At 65.6% G+C, this 15,005-nt stretch carries 12 protein-coding genes; 5 read left to right on the top strand and 7 right to left on the bottom strand.

Annotated elements, in window-relative coordinates; translation table 11 throughout:
* Nucleotide 1: 1 nt before the first annotated feature.
* A complete protein-coding gene (locus tag GA0061099_RS13145; protein ID WP_036028700.1) occupies nucleotides 2-916 on the bottom strand; it encodes a 2-dehydro-3-deoxygalactonokinase in 915 nt (304 codons plus the stop codon).
* Nucleotides 917-1,139: 223 nt separating this feature from the next.
* On the opposite strand from GA0061099_RS13145, the gene GA0061099_RS13140 reads away from it, so the two are divergent.
* Together GA0061099_RS13140 and GA0061099_RS13135 are read left to right on the top strand one after the other, a co-directional pair.
* On the top strand, nucleotides 1,140-2,237 hold the full coding sequence (locus tag GA0061099_RS13140; protein WP_036028702.1) for an LLM class flavin-dependent oxidoreductase: 1,098 nt from the start codon (nucleotides 1,140-1,142) through the stop codon (nucleotides 2,235-2,237).
* Nucleotides 2,238-2,352: 115 nt separating this feature from the next.
* Nucleotides 2,353-2,907 carry a flavin reductase family protein gene (locus GA0061099_RS13135; RefSeq protein WP_036009648.1) on the top strand — a complete coding sequence of 185 codons (555 nt, stop codon included), beginning with the start codon at nucleotides 2,353-2,355 and terminating at the stop codon, nucleotides 2,905-2,907.
* Between the two features lie 174 nt (nucleotides 2,908-3,081).
* Here the strand turns inward: GA0061099_RS13135 and GA0061099_RS13130 are convergent, their stop codons facing one another.
* From GA0061099_RS13130 to GA0061099_RS13110, 5 genes are all read right to left on the bottom strand, one after another.
* On the bottom strand, nucleotides 3,082-4,935 hold the full coding sequence (locus tag GA0061099_RS13130) for a sigma-54-dependent Fis family transcriptional regulator (RefSeq protein ID WP_036028709.1): 1,854 nt from the start codon (nucleotides 4,933-4,935) through the stop codon (nucleotides 3,082-3,084).
* Between the two features lie 96 nt (nucleotides 4,936-5,031).
* The gene (locus GA0061099_RS13125) at nucleotides 5,032-8,337 is read right to left on the bottom strand and encodes an acetyl-CoA carboxylase family protein (RefSeq protein ID WP_036028711.1); all 3,306 of its coding nucleotides are present in this window, start codon (nucleotides 8,335-8,337) and stop codon (nucleotides 5,032-5,034) included.
* An 8-nt stretch (nucleotides 8,338-8,345) separates the two neighbouring features.
* Nucleotides 8,346-10,067 (bottom strand): AMP-binding protein, encoded by a 1,722-nt coding sequence (locus tag GA0061099_RS13120; RefSeq protein WP_036028714.1) that lies wholly within the window; start codon nucleotides 10,065-10,067, stop codon nucleotides 8,346-8,348.
* Nucleotides 10,068-10,214: 147 nt separating this feature from the next.
* A complete protein-coding gene (locus GA0061099_RS13115; protein WP_036028715.1) occupies nucleotides 10,215-10,886 on the bottom strand; it encodes an aspartate/glutamate racemase family protein in 672 nt (223 codons plus the stop codon).
* 12 nt (nucleotides 10,887-10,898) lie between these two features.
* Nucleotides 10,899-12,581, bottom strand: coding sequence for a methyl-accepting chemotaxis protein (locus tag GA0061099_RS13110; protein ID WP_036028716.1), 1,683 nt, complete (start codon nucleotides 12,579-12,581; stop codon nucleotides 10,899-10,901).
* Between the two features lie 288 nt (nucleotides 12,582-12,869).
* Between GA0061099_RS13110 and GA0061099_RS13105 the strand changes: the two genes are divergently transcribed.
* Together GA0061099_RS13105 and GA0061099_RS13100 are read left to right on the top strand one after the other, a co-directional pair.
* Nucleotides 12,870-13,370 carry a hypothetical protein gene (locus tag GA0061099_RS13105; protein WP_036028718.1) on the top strand — a complete coding sequence of 167 codons (501 nt, stop codon included), beginning with the start codon at nucleotides 12,870-12,872 and terminating at the stop codon, nucleotides 13,368-13,370.
* Nucleotides 13,371-13,384: 14 nt separating this feature from the next.
* Entirely contained in the window at nucleotides 13,385-13,855 is a 471-nt protein-coding gene (locus GA0061099_RS13100; protein WP_036028721.1) for a hypothetical protein, read from the top strand.
* 3 nt (nucleotides 13,856-13,858) lie between these two features.
* On the opposite strand, the gene GA0061099_RS13095 is transcribed toward GA0061099_RS13100, so the two are convergent.
* Nucleotides 13,859-14,458 (bottom strand): TetR/AcrR family transcriptional regulator, encoded by a 600-nt coding sequence (locus GA0061099_RS13095; RefSeq protein ID WP_074447723.1) that lies wholly within the window; start codon nucleotides 14,456-14,458, stop codon nucleotides 13,859-13,861.
* Nucleotides 14,459-14,616: 158 nt separating this feature from the next.
* Here GA0061099_RS13095 and GA0061099_RS13090 point away from each other — a divergent pair, with 158 nt between their 5' ends.
* On the top strand, nucleotides 14,617-14,994 hold the full coding sequence (locus tag GA0061099_RS13090; RefSeq protein ID WP_036028785.1) for a tautomerase family protein: 378 nt from the start codon (nucleotides 14,617-14,619) through the stop codon (nucleotides 14,992-14,994).
* Nucleotides 14,995-15,005 lie beyond the last annotated feature (11 nt).

The following is a 15,005-nucleotide window of genomic DNA, read 5'->3' as shown; positions in this document are numbered from 1 at the left end:
TCTACTTCGTCCAGATCGCGGCTGCCGCCATCGACAGGCCGCGGCGGACGGCTTCATCCGCATCGACCGGATTTGCCGTTACCGAGAGCGCCTCGAATGCCAGCCGATACAGCACCGCAAGCCGCCCCGCGGCAATCAGCTGGACGCCCGCTTGCGGCACGGTGCCGGAGAGCCCTGCCGCGAGCTCCACACCGATCAACGTGCCCGACAGCGTCTCACGTGCCGCTGCCGGCGTGCCGCCGAACAAGAGCTGTCGCGACCGTGCAGTGAACAGCAGGTTGGCGGCGAAGGCCGGAGCATCGAATGCGGCCTTTACGGCTGCCTTGAAGCTCGCGAAATCTTCGGCGTCATCAGCGCCGGCGACCGCGAGCGACAGGATCGTCTCGCGCGAGACGGCGCTGAACAGCTCGCCGGTCATGAAGGTGGAGAAGCGCTCGACCGTGCCGTCTTTCACCCGCACCCATTTCGAATGCGTGCCGGGCATGCAGACCAGCGCCTCGCCCGCGGCATCGAGGCCGAGCGCGCCGAGCAATTGCGTCTCCTCGCCGCGCATGACGTCCGGCGCCTTGGCATCGCGCTGGGCGATGCCCGGCAGGATGCGAATGTCGCGCGCCTCGCCCGGCACGCGCACGGCCTGTTTCAGGACGGCTGAGAGCTTTGCCGGCGTGTCGACATAGCCGGCCTCGACCCAGCCGGTCTTGGCACCGGCCATGCCGCAGACCAGAACCGGCAGATGCGCGGGCGCTTCGACCGCGGCCAGATGCGCTTGCAGCACGGCAGGAAAGCCGGTCCTAGCCGCCGCCAGCATGCCCTCACCGCTGCGGCGCTCGGTCAGCACCTGACCGGCGGGATCGACTAGCCAGAGCCGGAAGCTGCTGGTGCCCCAGTCCACCGCGACATAGGCGGGTTCGGTCATGTCAGGTCTCGTCCTCGTCCTCGTCTCACGGCCAAGACGCCGTCTCGCGACACATGAGACGATGTCCGGCAGGCCCCCGTCGAGATACCGGCTATTGCGCGGGCAAACCAGCCCTTTCTCTTCATTTTGAGGCTCCGCCGCGCTGGCACAACGCTTGCTGACACTTCGTCACTCAACTCCGTCAACGCGCGACAAGACGCGTCAACATCAGATGAGGAAACCCATGGAGATCGGCTATTTCACGATGCCTTCGCATCCGCCGGAGTGCGGCCTGAAGGAAGGGAACGACTGGGATCTGCAGGTCATGCGCTGGCTCGACGAGCTCGGCTATCAGGAGGCCTGGGTCGGCGAGCACCACACCGCGCCCTGGGAACCCAATCCCACGCCGGACCTCCTGATCGCGCAGGCCTTGATGCAAACCAAGAAGCTGCGCATCGGTCCGGGCGGCTTCCTGCTGCCCTATCATCACCCGGCCGAACTCGCCAACCGCGTCGCCATGCTCGACCATCTCTCCGAAGGCCGGCTCAATTTCGGCGTGGCGGCGAGCGGGCTGCCGAGCGACTGGGCGATGTTCAACGTCGACGGCATGAGCGGGCAGAACCGCGACATGACGCGCGAGGCGCTGGAGATCATCCTGAAGCTGTGGACCGAGCCGGCGCCCTTCACCCACAAGGGCAAGTACTGGACGGTGACCAAGCCGGACACGATGTTCGACTTCCTCAAGCCCCATATCAAGCCGCTGCAGGCGCCGCATCCGCCGATCGGCGTTGCGGGCCTTTCCAAGAACTCGGACACGCTCAAGCTCGCCGGCGAGCGCGGCTTCATCCCGATGAGCCTCAACCTCAACCCGGCCTATGTCTCGAGCCATTGGGACTCGGTCGAGATCGGGGCCGCCAAGACCGGCCGCAAGCCGAACCGCCAGGACTGGCGCCTGGTGCGCGAGGTATTCGTCGCCGACACCGACGAAGAGGCCTGGAAGCTCTCGACCGGCGACATGATGGGCCGAATGATGAGCGAGTACTTCCTGCCGTTGCTCGGGCATTTCGGCTTCAAGGACTATCTGAAGCACGCGCCCGATGTGCCAGACAGCGACGTCACGGTCGAATATTGCGCGAAGCGGAACTGGATCGTCGGCTCGCCCGCGACTGTCGCCGAGAAGATCGAGAAGATCTACGACGAGGTCGGCGGCTTCGGCGTGCTGCTCGTGTTCGGCTTCGACTACAAGCATAAGGCCGAGGCCTGGCACCACTCGCTCTCGCTGCTGAAGAACGAGGTGATGCCGCGCCTTGGGCATCTCGGCTCCGCGAAGAAGGCGGCTTGACGCAAGCATGATCCGGAAAAGTGCATAGCGGTTTTCCGAAGAGATCATGCTAGACTCTTGGCGCCGGGTGCGGCGCGATCGTGCCGCACCCGCTTCTATTCTGGGAGATTTCCGCGTGACGGTGGACGCGAAGGACTTCAAGCAGGCGATGCGCCAATGTGCCGGTGCGGTAGCGCTGGTCACGGTGGGCGCCGAGCACGGCAGGCGCACGGGGCTGACGGTGACCTCGGCCTGCTCGTTGTCGGACAAGCCGCCCTCGCTGATCGTCTGCGTCAACCGCAACGCCAGCGCCCATGCCCGCATCCGGGAGGAAGGTGCTTTCGCCATCAACTTCTTGCATGAGGATCACGCGCTGCTCGCCCTCACCTTCAGCGGCCAGAAGGGCGTCGACGGCGACGATCGCTTCGCCTTCGGGCAATGGACGCGTGGCGTGACCGGCGCACCGGTGCTGGCGGACGCGGTGGCCGCGTTCGACTGCGTGCTGGCGCAGGAGTTCGAGACAACGACGCATTCGATCTTCGTCGGCGAGGTCCGCAGCGCCTCGCATTCCGCTGCCGTCACGCCGCTGGTGTACTTGCGCAGCAATTTCCACACGCCACGAGAACTCCGCGAGAACGTGACGATCGGCGATCTCGACGCACGGCATCTGAGCTGGACGGATTTTTCGTAGGACGAGTGCTCGCTTTCTTCCTTCTCCCCTTGTGGGAGAAGGTGGCGCGAAGCGCCGGATGAGGGGTATCTCTCTGCAAACTCACCAGAGTCATACGCGGAGAGAGACCCCTCACCCGTCTCGCCGCGGCGCGGCGAGCCACCCTCTCCCACAAGGGGAGAGGGGAAGAAAGAGCTACTGCGTCGTCTCGATCTTCAGCTGCTTGATCTTGCGATAGAGCGTCGCGCGGCTGAGCTTCAGTGCGCGCGCGGCTTCCGTCACGCGGCCATCATGCTTACGTAGCGCCGCGACAATCGTCGCACGCTCGGCTGCTTCGAGATCAGGTTCCGTCCGTCCGCCAAACGGCGGCAGATCGAGATCGGCATCGGTGATGACGCCATCTTCCGCCGTGCAGCCGGCGAGCCGCAGCACGTGGCGGAGCTGGCGCATGTTGCCGGGAAACGGGTAGGCCGCGAGCTGCGACCATGCCTCCTCCGAGAGCCGGCAGCTCGGCGCCTCCTCGCGCGCGATCTGGCGGATGATGTCGTCGCGGTCGGCGCGCTCGCGCAAGGCGGGCAGGCGCACTTCGATGCCGCGCAGGCGAAAATAGAGGTCGGCGCGGAAGGCCCCCGCTTCCGCCATGCGGACGAGATCGCGATGCGTGGCGCTGATCAGGCGAATATCGACGGTGACGGGCTTGAGCGCGCCGAGCGGCCAGACCTCGCGGTTTTCCAGAACGCGCAACAGGCGCGTCTGCAAGCCGATCGGCATGTCGCCGATCTCGTCGAGGAACAGCGTACCGCCGTCGGCCTGCACGATCAGGCCCTTCGAACCCTCGCGCCGCGCGCCGGTGAAGGCGCCCGCCTCGTAGCCGAACAGCTCGGCGTCGATCAGGCTTTCCGGCATCGCCGCGCAATTGAGCGCGACATAATTGTTGCGCGCGCGGTTGCTCGCACCGTGAATGGCCCGCGCGAACACGTCCTTGCCGACGCCGGTCTCGCCATGCAGCAGCACCGGCAGATTGTGGTCGCCGATGCTCCGCAGCCGTTTGACGCTTCGGATAAGGCCGGGGTCGCGGCCGGCGAGCCGGTGCAACGCATCAAAGCGATCGACTTGCGCATCGCGGCGCGGCGCATGCGATCTCGCACGCAGGGGCGGAGCAACATGCCCCTGCCCCAACGGACGGCCGTCGCCATGGCGCAGCTCGACGATCTCGCCGCTGCCACGCGCAGCGTGATGGTCGAACTTGAGATAGCGCGACAGGTCGATGCCGGAGGCGATCATGCCGTCGGTGAGGCCGAGCAGCGCACGCGCCGAGCGGCAGGCGCCGACGATGCGGCGGTCGTCATCATAGGCGACGAGGCCGCTGCCGCCGTCACCGGGCACGGTGGCGATCCAGGCATTGCGGAAATGCCCGCGGAAGATCGCACCCTCCATCCGCCGCGTCGCCTCCATGGTCACCGCAAGTGCAAGCTGATGCGCGGCGCGCTCCAGATCCTCACGGCAGGAGGTGATGTTGACGGCACCGGCGAGCCGGCCGACCGGATCGAACAGCGGCGCCACCGCGCAGGAGAACATGTGCCATTGCGCCCGAAAATGCTCGTCGCGATGCACCAGGATCGGCTTCTGCTCGGCCAGCGCGGTGCCGAGCCCATTGGTGCCCTCGCAAGCCTCGGCGAAGTTCGAGCCGGTGTAGATCTTCCAATCCAGAAACATCCTTGCATCGGCTTCGCCCGGCAGACGGCTGAACAGCATGGTCGCGTTGACATCGGCGAGATTGACGCAGTAGCCGGCGTCGCGCAGCACACGGGCGAGATCGTCGAGCTCGGGCGTGACGAGCCGGATCGTCTCCTCCATCGGCTCGGCGACATGGCGGATTTCGGCTTCGGTGAGCGTCTGCGGTGGGCCCTGGCGGGCGGGATCGAGCTTGTGGTTGACGAGGCAGCGCCGCCAGGAACTCGCAATCCGCGAAGAGGCATCGACGTCGGCCACATGATTGGCGACGGACAAGACACGGGCGACATGGTTCGAGGCCGAGAGGCTGGCCATCGCGGACGTCTCCACCCTGTATTATTATGCAAAGTCTGGCAGCACAGGCGGGGATGTCAATCGGGAACCGGGAAAGCAGCTAATGCTGCACCGCCCTCACCACGTGTCGATGCACGGCCGCTTCTTCGCCGTCCTCGGCTCGGGCTTCGGCACCGTGCGCAAGCCCGCCATGATCCAGCGCCGCGTCTCGGCCGGGTCGATGACGTTGTCGATCTCGAACACGGAGGCGATCGAGACCGCCTTGCCGTTGGCATAGAGCTCGGCGACCTTGTTGCGGTAATAGGTCTCGCGCTCCTCGGGATCGGCGATCGCCTCCATCTCCTTGCGGAAGCCGAGGCGGACGTAGCCCTCCAGGCCCATGCCGCCGAACTCCCCGGTCGGCCAGGCCGCGGTGAAGAACGAGGCGTGGAAGCCGCCGCCGATCATCGATTGTGCGCCGAGACCATAGCCCTTGCGCAGCACGATGCCGAACAGCGGCACGGTGAGGCTGGCGCCGGTCACGAACATGCGTGAGACGTGGCGCACGATCGCGGTCTTCTCCGCCTCGGGGCCGACCATGAAGCCGGGCGTGTCGCACAGCGAGACAACAGGCAGATCGAAGGCGTCGCAGAGCTGGAGGAAACGCGCAGCCTTGTCGCCGGCATCGGCATCGATTGCGCCGCCGAGATGGCGCGGATTGTTGGCAATCAGGCCGAACGGCTTGCCTTCGATTCGGATCAGTGCGGTGATCATGCCGACGCCGTAGTCGCGGCGCAGCTCCAGCACGGAATCCTTGTCAGCGACGAGGTCGATCACGCTGCGGATGTCATAGACGCGCAGGCGGTTCTCGGGGATGGCGCGGCGGAGCAGGCGCTGGTCAGCAGCCTCCCAATCCGCCACCGCACCCTGGAAATAGGACAGATATTTTTGCGCGACTCGGGTCGCTTCCTCCTCCTCCTCGACCAGGATGTCGATGACGCCGTTCGGCGACTGGAATGATACGGGGCCGACCTCGGCCGGATGATAGACACCGAGGCCGCCGCCCTCGATCATGGCAGGACCGCCCATGCCGATCGAAGCGTTCTTGGTGGCGATGATGACATCGCAGCAACCGAGCATCGCGGCGTTGCCGGCGAAGCAATAGCCGGAAACAACGCCGACGACAGGCACAAGGCCCGAGAGCCGCGCGAACTGCACGAAGGACGGCCCGTCGAGGCCGGTCATGCCGAGCCGGTCGGTGTCGCCGGGCCGGCCGCCGCCGCCTTCGGCATAGAACACCAGCGGCACGCGCCAGTCTTCCGCCAGCGTCAGCATGCGATCGATCTTCTTGTGGTTCATGTGGCCCTGCGTGCCCGCGAGCACGGTGTAGTCGTAGGCCACGACGATGCAGCGCGCGCCTTCTGGCCCGAACTTCTCGGCATTGACAGTGGCGACGCCCATGACGAGGCCGTCCGCCGGCGTGTTCTTGATGAGATCGTCGAGCTTGCGCCGGCGGCGCTGCGCCGCGATCGCAAGGCTGCCGTACTCCATGAACGAGCCGTCGTCGACGAGCTGGGCGACGTTCTCGCGAGCGGTGCGCTGGTTGGTGTTGCGGCGGCGCTCGACCGCAGCGGGGCGGTTCTCGTCGAGCGTGTTGGCCTGGCGGGCGATCAGCTCGGCAAGATCGGGACGGATATGGTCGAGATCGATGTCGGCTTCCGCCGCCGCGCTGTCGGCGGCGACGTCGAGCGGCTCGAGATAGAGGATCGGCTCGCCATGCAGCAGCGTGACGCCGTCACCTGCGACGAGTTTTGTCACCCGCCCGCCCTGCTCGGCCATGACGAGGTGCTCCATCTTCATGGACTCGATCACGGCGAGTTGCTGGCCGGGGCGGACGATCTCGCCTTTCTTCACCTGGATGGTGACGATGGTTCCCTGCAAGGGCGCCGCGACCATCACCGTGCCTTCGGGTACGGCTGGCGCGACATGCACCTCCGCGCTGTGACCGGCGCCACGCTCGGCCGCGGCGAAGTAAAGCGGCTTGGCGGCACCATCCGATGCTTCCACGAGCCTGGCAATGTTGCGGTCGATGAAATCAGTCGCGATGCGGTTGGTCCTGAAATCGGGATGTGCGAGCACCGCCTGAAGAAACGCGATGTTGGTGACGACGCCATCGATCCGGAACTCGCGTAGCGCACGCGAGGCTTTCGCGACGACGTCATGCCAGGCCTCGCTCGGCGTGTGCACGATCACCTTGGCAAGCAGCGAGTCGAACGCGGCGCTGGTCTTGTAGCCGGCATAGCCGAAACTATCGACGCGCACGCCGGGGCCCGACGGCGGCTCGAATACCGCGAGCACACCGCCGGTCGGATGGGTGGCGCCTGACACGTCCAGCGTCTCCATGTTGACGCGCAGCTGCATGGCATGGCCGCGCGGCTTCGGGATCGATGCCTGCGCGAGACCGAGCGAGCTCAATGTGCTGCCTGCGGCGACCGCGAGCTGGGCGCGGACGAGATCGACGCCGAGCACCTCTTCGGTCACGGTGTGTTCGACCTGGAGACGCGGGTTGGCCTCGATGAAGGCGAAGCTGTCCTCGGCGGTTCCGTCGACCAGAAACTCGAACGTGCCGAGATTGTCGTAAGACGCGGCGCCCGCCAGCTGCTTTGCCGCTTCGATGATGCGGCCGCGCAGGGCATCGCTCAATGACGGGCTCGGCGCCACCTCGATCAGCTTCTGGTGCCGGCGCTGGATGGTGCATTCGCGTTCCCAGAGATGGGAGATCGCACCATGGCGGTCGCCGATGATCTGGACCTCGATGTGGCGCGCCTGCCGGATCAGCCGTTCGGCATAGACGCCCTCGAAGCCGAACGCCGCCTTGGCCTCGGACTGGCAGCGCGCATAGGCCTCCGAAAGGTCGGACGCGTTCTCCACCACGCGCATGCCGCGGCCGCCACCGCCCGCCATCGCCTTGATCACGATCGCAGCATTGCTGCCGAGCGAGGTGAAGAATGCCGTGATCTCCTCGAGACTCGACGGCCCGCTGGTGCCGGCAATGATCGGCACGCCGCAGCGTTTGGCCAGCTGACGTGCCGCAACCTTGTCGCCGAACAGCTCGAGCGCAGCCGGTTTCGGCCCGACGAAGGTGATTCCGGCCTCGGCGCAGGCTTTCGCGAATGCCGCGTTCTCGCTGAGGAAGCCATAGCCGGGATGCACGGCATCGCAAGCTGCGCTCTTGGCCGCCATCACCACGGCCTCGATGTCGAGATAGGCCCGTGCGCCGCGGCCGGGGATCTCGATCGCCTCGTCCGCAACGCGCCCGTGCAGCGACAGCGCATCGTCGGCGGGATGGATCGCGACCGTCGCAATGCCGGCATCGGCCGCCGCGCGTGCGATGCGGATGGCGATCTCGCCGCGATTGGCGATCAGGAGCTTCTTGAACGACATCGTCTCTCTCACTGGACGGCAGGAGGATTTGGAATGAGGTCCTGCTTCCTGACCTTGCCCGTTGCCGTCAACGGCAGCGCATCGATAATGCGGACTTCCGGAACCTTGTAGACGGCCATGCGCTCGGCGCACCAGGCGCGCAGTTCCTGTTCTGAGACCGTACCGATCGCTTCCGGCTTGAGCTGGATGTAAGCAACCGGCACCTGGCCCTTGTCCGGATCATCACGGCCGACCACGCCCGAGCCCAGCACCTTCGGATGCTGCCCCAGCAACGCCTCGATCTCCGGCGGAAACACGCTCATGCCCTTGACCTTCAGCATCTCCTTGCGCCGGCCGAGGAAGTGCAGAAAGCCGTCCTTGTCGATGGTGCCGATATCGCCGGTGCGCAACCAGCCGTCGACGAGCGATTCCGCCGTCGCCTCGGGCTTGTTCCAGTAGCTCTTGAGCAGCGACGGCGTACGCACGCGGATCTCGCCTTCGGCTCCCAGCGGCAGCAGCGCACCGGTCTCGAAATCGGTGATCTTGAACTCGGCGCCGGGGACCGGCAGGCCGACGAAGATCGGCTGGCTGTTGAGGTCGAAATCCCCGTCCTGAAAGCCAGCGGTGAAAGTATTGGAGGTGTGGGTCTCGGTCATGCCCCAGGCCGCCTCCATCAGGATCGTGCCGGTGAGGTCCTTCCAGCGCCTGCGATAGCCGGCGTTGAGCTTCTTGACGAAGGAGACCACGCGCACCTGTTGCAGCGACGACAGGTCGAACTCGCTCCAGCGCGGATGGTCCATCATCTCGACCGCGCTGTCGACCGGCATCGCCGTCATCGTGACCTTGTACTTGTCGATCGCCGCCATCGCGCCGACAGCGTCCCAGCGCGCGAGCAGAACCAGCGTGCCGCCCGAGAACAGCGGGAAAATCAAACCGGAATTCTCGCCCGCAATCCAGAACTCCGGAAAGAACGACAGGAACACGCTGCTCTCATCCGAGGGAAACGAGATGCCGTAATTGGCGGCGGCCGTGTAGACCATATCGCGATGGGTATGGACGCAACCCTTGGGCATGCCGGTGGTGCCGCCGGTGTAATTGAGCGCGGCGACATCATCGAGGTGAGGCGGCGGCAGCGAGGTCGGTGCGGGCAGTGCCGCGAGCGCCGGCAGGAGATCAGTTGCGCCGGAGACCGCAACGCGCGGCGTGCGGATCGAGTCCGGTGCCGGAAAGGCAGGCGACGCCGGCACGACGTCGGCGAAGCTGGTGACGATGATCTCGCGCAGTTGCACCTCGCCGCGGACCTGATCAACGATAGGCATGAGCTGGTCGAGCGCGACGATCACCTCGGCCTGGGTGTCGTTGAGCTGGTAGGACAATTCGAATGCGCGCGACAGCGGGCTGATGGGGACGTGGATCGCGCCGAGCTTCAGGATACCGAAGAACACGACGTGGAATTGCGGGCAGTTCGGCAGGAAGACAGCGACGCGATCGTCCTTGCGCACGCCCTTTGCCTGCAACAGCGCCGCAAAGCGATCGCTCTTCTGATCGAGATCGGCATAGGTGGTCACATGCCCGTAGAAGATCACCGCGGGCCGCTCCGGACTCCGCTTCGCCCAGGCGCGCAGATATTCCGTCAGGGGAACTTCGCCATGCAGATAGTTCGGCGAGCGCGGCAGGCCGGTCGGCCAGGCTTTGTCCCACAGGCCGCGCAAGGTGGCGAGGTAGTCATTCTCGTCAAGGCCCGTGTTCATGACGTCCTTCCCGTGTTGCTTTTCCTTTCGCGAGGGACGCAAGGCAGCATCGCTCGACCTCGTTACACGTCGAGCACCGCAGAGTTGATGTCAAGGAAAACAGTTTTCCGCAGCACGGCCGATGCCGCGGCGCGGAAAAACAGGGGGCTACGCCGCGACGAGACGAATGATCCGTCGCACGGCAGATGGGATCGGTGCGATGATTGGCGCCGCGAACATCGGCTGAAGCTCGCGCGCCGCTTCACCCAGCGGCCCACCGCCGATGATGACTGCTTCCGCTCTGTCTCGCACAATGCAGGCCTCAACCGCGCCGGCGAGCGCTGCGCGCAGCTGCACCGGATCGCGCATCAGTTCTTGCGGATCACCATCGGCGAAGCGCGTGCCGGTGTAGCTCGCGCGCAAGCCCAGCGTATCAGGCAATGCATCGATATTCGCTTTCAGCAACGGCGTCGTGGTCGCCACGCCGAACCGGCGACCGTTCCCGGCGGCTTCCAGCATCGCGGACTCGCCGATGCCGACGGCGGGCAGCTTCATCGTCGCCTTGATCCCGGTGAGACCGGGATCACCGAATGCCGACACGATGACGCCGTCGCACTCGCCGCCACGGAGACGCGCGATCTCCTCGGCCTCCAGCGCAGCCACCTCCAGCGCGTCCGCCGAGACGATCATCGTGGGCGCACGCGTTGCCGTGGCGCCGACGATATCGAAACCGTCGGCGGCAGCAGACCTGGCAATCGCCACCATCATCGTGGTGGTCGCCTCATTGCTGTTCGGATTGATCAGGAGGATGCGCGCGCGTCGATCGGAGTTTTGGCCCATCCTCCCGCTATACTAGGCCGCCCGCACGCCCGCAACGAAGGCGCTGACCTCGTCCTGCAGCGATTGCAGCTTGTGCGTCAGCCGGCCGCTCGATTGCAGCACGAGGCCGGCGGCCTGTCCGGTCTCGGCGGTCGCATCGGTGACACCGGAGATGTTGTGCGAGACCTGATCGGTGCCGGAGGCCGCCTCCTGCACGCTGTGCGCGATCGCCTTCGTCGCGGCGCCCTGCTCCTCGACCGCGGCGGCGATCGACGAGGAGATCTCGTTGACCTCCATGATGGTGGCGCGGATGCTCTCGATGTTGCCGACGACCTGATTGGTCTCGGCCTGGATCGCGGTGATCTGCGCGCCGATCTCGTCGGTCGCCTTCGCGGTCTGGCTCGCCAGCGACTTCACTTCGCTCGCGACCACCGCAAAGCCCTTGCCGGCCTCGCCCGCGCGCGCCGCCTCGATGGTGGCGTTGAGCGCGAGCAGATTGGTCTGCGAGGCGATCTGGTTGATGAGGTCGATGACCTCGCCGATCTTGTGCGCGGCGGCGGCAAGGCCCTGCACGGTGTCGTTGGTGCGCTGGCCGTCGGCGGCGGCCTTGTCGGCCACTGTCGCGGCCTGCGCGACGCGCTGGCTGATCTCGGCGATCGAGGCCGACAATTCGCCCGCGGCCGAGGCCACCGTCTGCACGTTGCTCGAGGCCTGCTGGCACGCGGTGGCGACGAAGCTCGCACGGTCGCTCGCCTTGTTGGCGGTTTCCGACATGCCCTGCGCGGCCTGCTGCATCGCGCGGGCCTCGTCGAAGACGTCTCGAACGACGGCCTGGACGCTCGCCTCGAACTTGCCGGCGAGATCGGTCATGGTCTTGCGCTTCTCCTCGTCGGCCTTCTGCTTCAGCTCCTGCTGCTCGGCATGCATCCGGCTCACCGCCGATGCATTGTCCTTGAACACGGCGAGCGCCTTGGCGAGGCCGCCGACCTCGTCGCGGCGGTCGGTGTAGGGCACGTCGAAGGCGCTGTCGCCGGCGGCAAGGCGCTCGGTCAGCGCGGTGATCCGGGCCAGCGGCCGGGTGACGCTGCGGCCGATCAGGAAGGAGGCGCCGAGCACCACGACCAGCACAGCGAGACAAATATAGGCGAAGGTCATCGCGTTCTGGCGGAAGGCGGCATCGACGTCGTCCAGATAGATGCCGGTGCCGATGATCCAGCCCCAGGGCGCAAAGCCCTTCACATAGGAGATTTTCCCGACCGGCTGGTCGAAGCCGGGCTTCGGCCAGAGGTAGCCGTAGAAGCCCGCACCCTGCTTGTTGATGACATCAACGAAGCCCATGAACAGCGCATTTCCGGCGGGATCCTTCATCCCGGAGAGATCCTTGCCGTCAAGCTCGGGCCTGATCGGATGCATGACCATCTTGGGGGTCATGTCGTTGATCCAGAAATACTCGACCTTGTCGTAGCGCAGACTCTTGATCTCGGCCATCGCGCCGGCCTGCGCCTGCTCGCGCGAGAGCTTTCCTTCGCTCTCGAGCTTCTGGTAGTGCGCCAGGATGCCGTAGCCAACATCGACCATCTGCTGCGTCTTGGCCTGACGGTCGGCGACCATCTGCGTGCGCAGGGTCGAGAGGGCGACCGGCGCCAACGCGATCATGCCGAGGAGGCTGATGCCGACAATCAGGACCAGCTTGAAACTGATGCGGGAGAAAATCATCGGTGCTCACAGGAATTGGAAGGGCTGATATGCCAGATTATCCCGCGTCTCTTAGCAAAGCTTTAAGCATTCGGGTTCCCGACACTCCGAAATTTTGCGGGTTACCGGCACGCTCGTATGGCCACGAGACAAGCAAGACCGACCTCACCCGAGATACGAATTCTTCCAATCTAGAACACCTCGACATCGCCTCTCCGCGCGTTGACTTGGAGAGCTCTCTGGCAGAACGATCGGCGCAGATCATCCGCGCCAGCACTGGCGTGAGCGCAGCCGGAGGCCAGAAGCACAATGCATCGATCGACATACACCAGGCCCGTCGACCTTCCTGCGCTGAGCGCAGCGGAGCGTCTCTTCATCTGGGGATTTCGGGCGAAGGCGCGTAGCGGAAGCGCCGTCCCGACGGCGGCCGATATCCAGCAGGTGTACGATCATTTTCGTGTCGGCGATGCCGTGCTGTCGCTGGATTCCATCATCGAGATCTTTGCCTGCACCGCGCATACCGCGATCGAAGTGCACTGCCCCACCTGTCCGCGCATGTCCGACAGCGAGCGCGGAATCTTGCGCGCGATTGCCGCGGCCCAGCAGGACCGCGTCGATGTCGCGCGCGAGCAGTTCGAGCGTTGGTTGCCGCCGATCGGCGCCGATTGGGCGCTCGCGCCGGTCCTGGGGCTTGCGACGATCTTCCGCATGGTCGGCCTCGTCCTGCCCGACCGGCACGTGCAGCCTATCGAGCATGACGGGATGTTGGCGATGAAGAGCTGGTTCGTGGGCAGCGCGACGTTGCATTGACGAGATCGTTCACGATGCGGGCCAGTTGCGATTCTGCGCCGACGTCGGACGCTGGTGAGCCGCTGCTCTGTCCACTCCAGGCCGCGCTTGCGACCCGGCCGGACATCGACAGCTATGATGATTTTTCCCGCCTCGCGCTGGCGCTGCTCCGCTTCATCGGAGCGGCCTATGCGACCGGCGCATCGGATTGCTGGGAAGCGGCCTATCGCTTTGCCGAGGAAGCGCCCGGCATTGCCGACAGCCCGCTGCTGGTCGCGCGCGCGGCCGCGCTCGTCAGGATTCTGCGCAAGGAGCGGTCCTGCGAGCTGTGCTTCATGCCGCCGTCCTGCAGGCGGCTTTCCAAGGACGAGGCGGAATTGATGCGACTGCTGGCGGTCGCGCGCCGCAAGCAGCCGGGCGAGCTCGAATCCACCGTTGGCCAGGTCGTTGGCTCCGGCAAGGAGGATGCTGCGACACGCGCGGTCAACGCGCTCGCGCTGTGCTGACAACTATCCGCCATTCCTGCCGAGCACGAGATCGATCGTGTGCGCGGCGATCTTGCGCAATTGGGGCTCGTCCCCGAAGGCACGCTCGAGCACGGCGAGGCCGCGCGTCACGGTGACGATGTGCAGCGCCGCAGCCGCGGGATTGCCGTCGAACTCGCCCCGCGCCGCGCCAGCGGCCAACGTGTCCTGAAGCAGTGCGGTGATGCGCGAGATCAGGTTCGCAAAAGCCTGGCGCGCGTTGTCGTCGAGCCCCTCGCCTTCGGCGCCGCCGAGCTCCATCAGCCCGCGCGTCGTCGGACAGCCGCGCGGCGGCGTGCCCGAGCGGAAATTGGTGATGGTTAGATCGAAGAAGGCGGTGAGGCGCTTGCGCAAGGAACCTGCCCCGAGCGCCTTTTGCAGCTTGGCGAGATAATCCCCCGCGTAGCGTTCATAGGCCTGCAGGAATAGCGCCTCCTTGCTGCCGAAGGCGTTGTAGAGACTTCCGCGCTGGACCGCCGCATCGCGCGCAATGTCGGACAGCGAGGTGCCGCGCACGCCCTTGCGCCAGAACTGGTCGAACGCGATGCGCAGAACCTCGTCATGATCGAACTCGCGCGGTCTCAAGCTTGGCTCCGCAAAGTATTTGACATGCCGTCAAGAACATGCTTTCTCGACATCGTGTCAAAAACTGATCGAGATTAATAGTCCGTTTTTCTCAATTGGCCGAGCCGGCGGCGTTCACATCGCCGTGTCGGCCGGGGCCGCATGCAAAGGGCCGCGTGATGCCTCTCCTCCACATTTCGATGCGCGCCGGTAAGCCGCAAAGCTACCGGCAGGCGATTCTGGACGGACTTTACCGCGCGATGCGCGAGGTCCTGAACGTGCCCGAAGGCGATGCGTTCATGGCCATCACCGAGCATGAGCCGGCCAACTTCCGCTGCGGCAATGCTTACGGCGTCGAGCGCAGCGAAGACGCCCTGCTGATCCAGATCACCGTGTTCGCCTCGCGCACGGCCGAGCAGAAGAAAGCGCTGTATCGCCGGATCGCCGACCTGCTCGGCGAGAACCCGGGGATCAGGCCCGAGGACGTGTTCGTCAACGTGCTCGACGCGCCCAAGGAGAACTGGTCCGTCGGTCACGGCATCGCGCAGTTCGCGTGAAGTGCACGGCG

The sequence above is a fragment of the Bradyrhizobium yuanmingense genome (genome assembly GCF_900094575.1).
Taxonomy (GTDB): Bacteria; Pseudomonadota; Alphaproteobacteria; order Rhizobiales; family Xanthobacteraceae; genus Bradyrhizobium; species Bradyrhizobium yuanmingense.
Note: the sequence above shows the minus strand (reverse complement) of the source record. Positions and strands in the feature narration are given on the sequence as shown.

Excerpts from the sequence above, each read along its gene's own strand:
- GA0061099_RS13145 (WP_036028700.1), bottom strand. The coding sequence starts at position 916 with ATGACCGAACCCGCCTATGTCGCGGTGGACTGGGGCACCAGCAGCTTC.
- GA0061099_RS13140 (WP_036028702.1), top strand. The coding sequence starts at position 1,140 with ATGGAGATCGGCTATTTCACGATGCCTTCGCATCCGCCGGAGTGCGGC.
- GA0061099_RS13130 (WP_036028709.1), bottom strand. The coding sequence starts at position 4,935 with ATGGCCAGCCTCTCGGCCTCGAACCATGTCGCCCGTGTCTTGTCCGTC.
- GA0061099_RS13125 (WP_036028711.1), bottom strand. The coding sequence starts at position 8,337 with ATGTCGTTCAAGAAGCTCCTGATCGCCAATCGCGGCGAGATCGCCATC.
- GA0061099_RS13120 (WP_036028714.1), bottom strand. The coding sequence starts at position 10,067 with ATGAACACGGGCCTTGACGAGAATGACTACCTCGCCACCTTGCGCGGC.
- GA0061099_RS13115 (WP_036028715.1), bottom strand. The coding sequence starts at position 10,886 with ATGGGCCAAAACTCCGATCGACGCGCGCGCATCCTCCTGATCAATCCG.
- GA0061099_RS13110 (WP_036028716.1), bottom strand. The coding sequence starts at position 12,581 with ATGATTTTCTCCCGCATCAGTTTCAAGCTGGTCCTGATTGTCGGCATC.
- GA0061099_RS13105 (WP_036028718.1), top strand. The coding sequence starts at position 12,870 with ATGCATCGATCGACATACACCAGGCCCGTCGACCTTCCTGCGCTGAGC.
- GA0061099_RS13100 (WP_036028721.1), top strand. The coding sequence starts at position 13,385 with ATGCGGGCCAGTTGCGATTCTGCGCCGACGTCGGACGCTGGTGAGCCG.
- GA0061099_RS13090 (WP_036028785.1), top strand. The coding sequence starts at position 14,617 with ATGCCTCTCCTCCACATTTCGATGCGCGCCGGTAAGCCGCAAAGCTAC.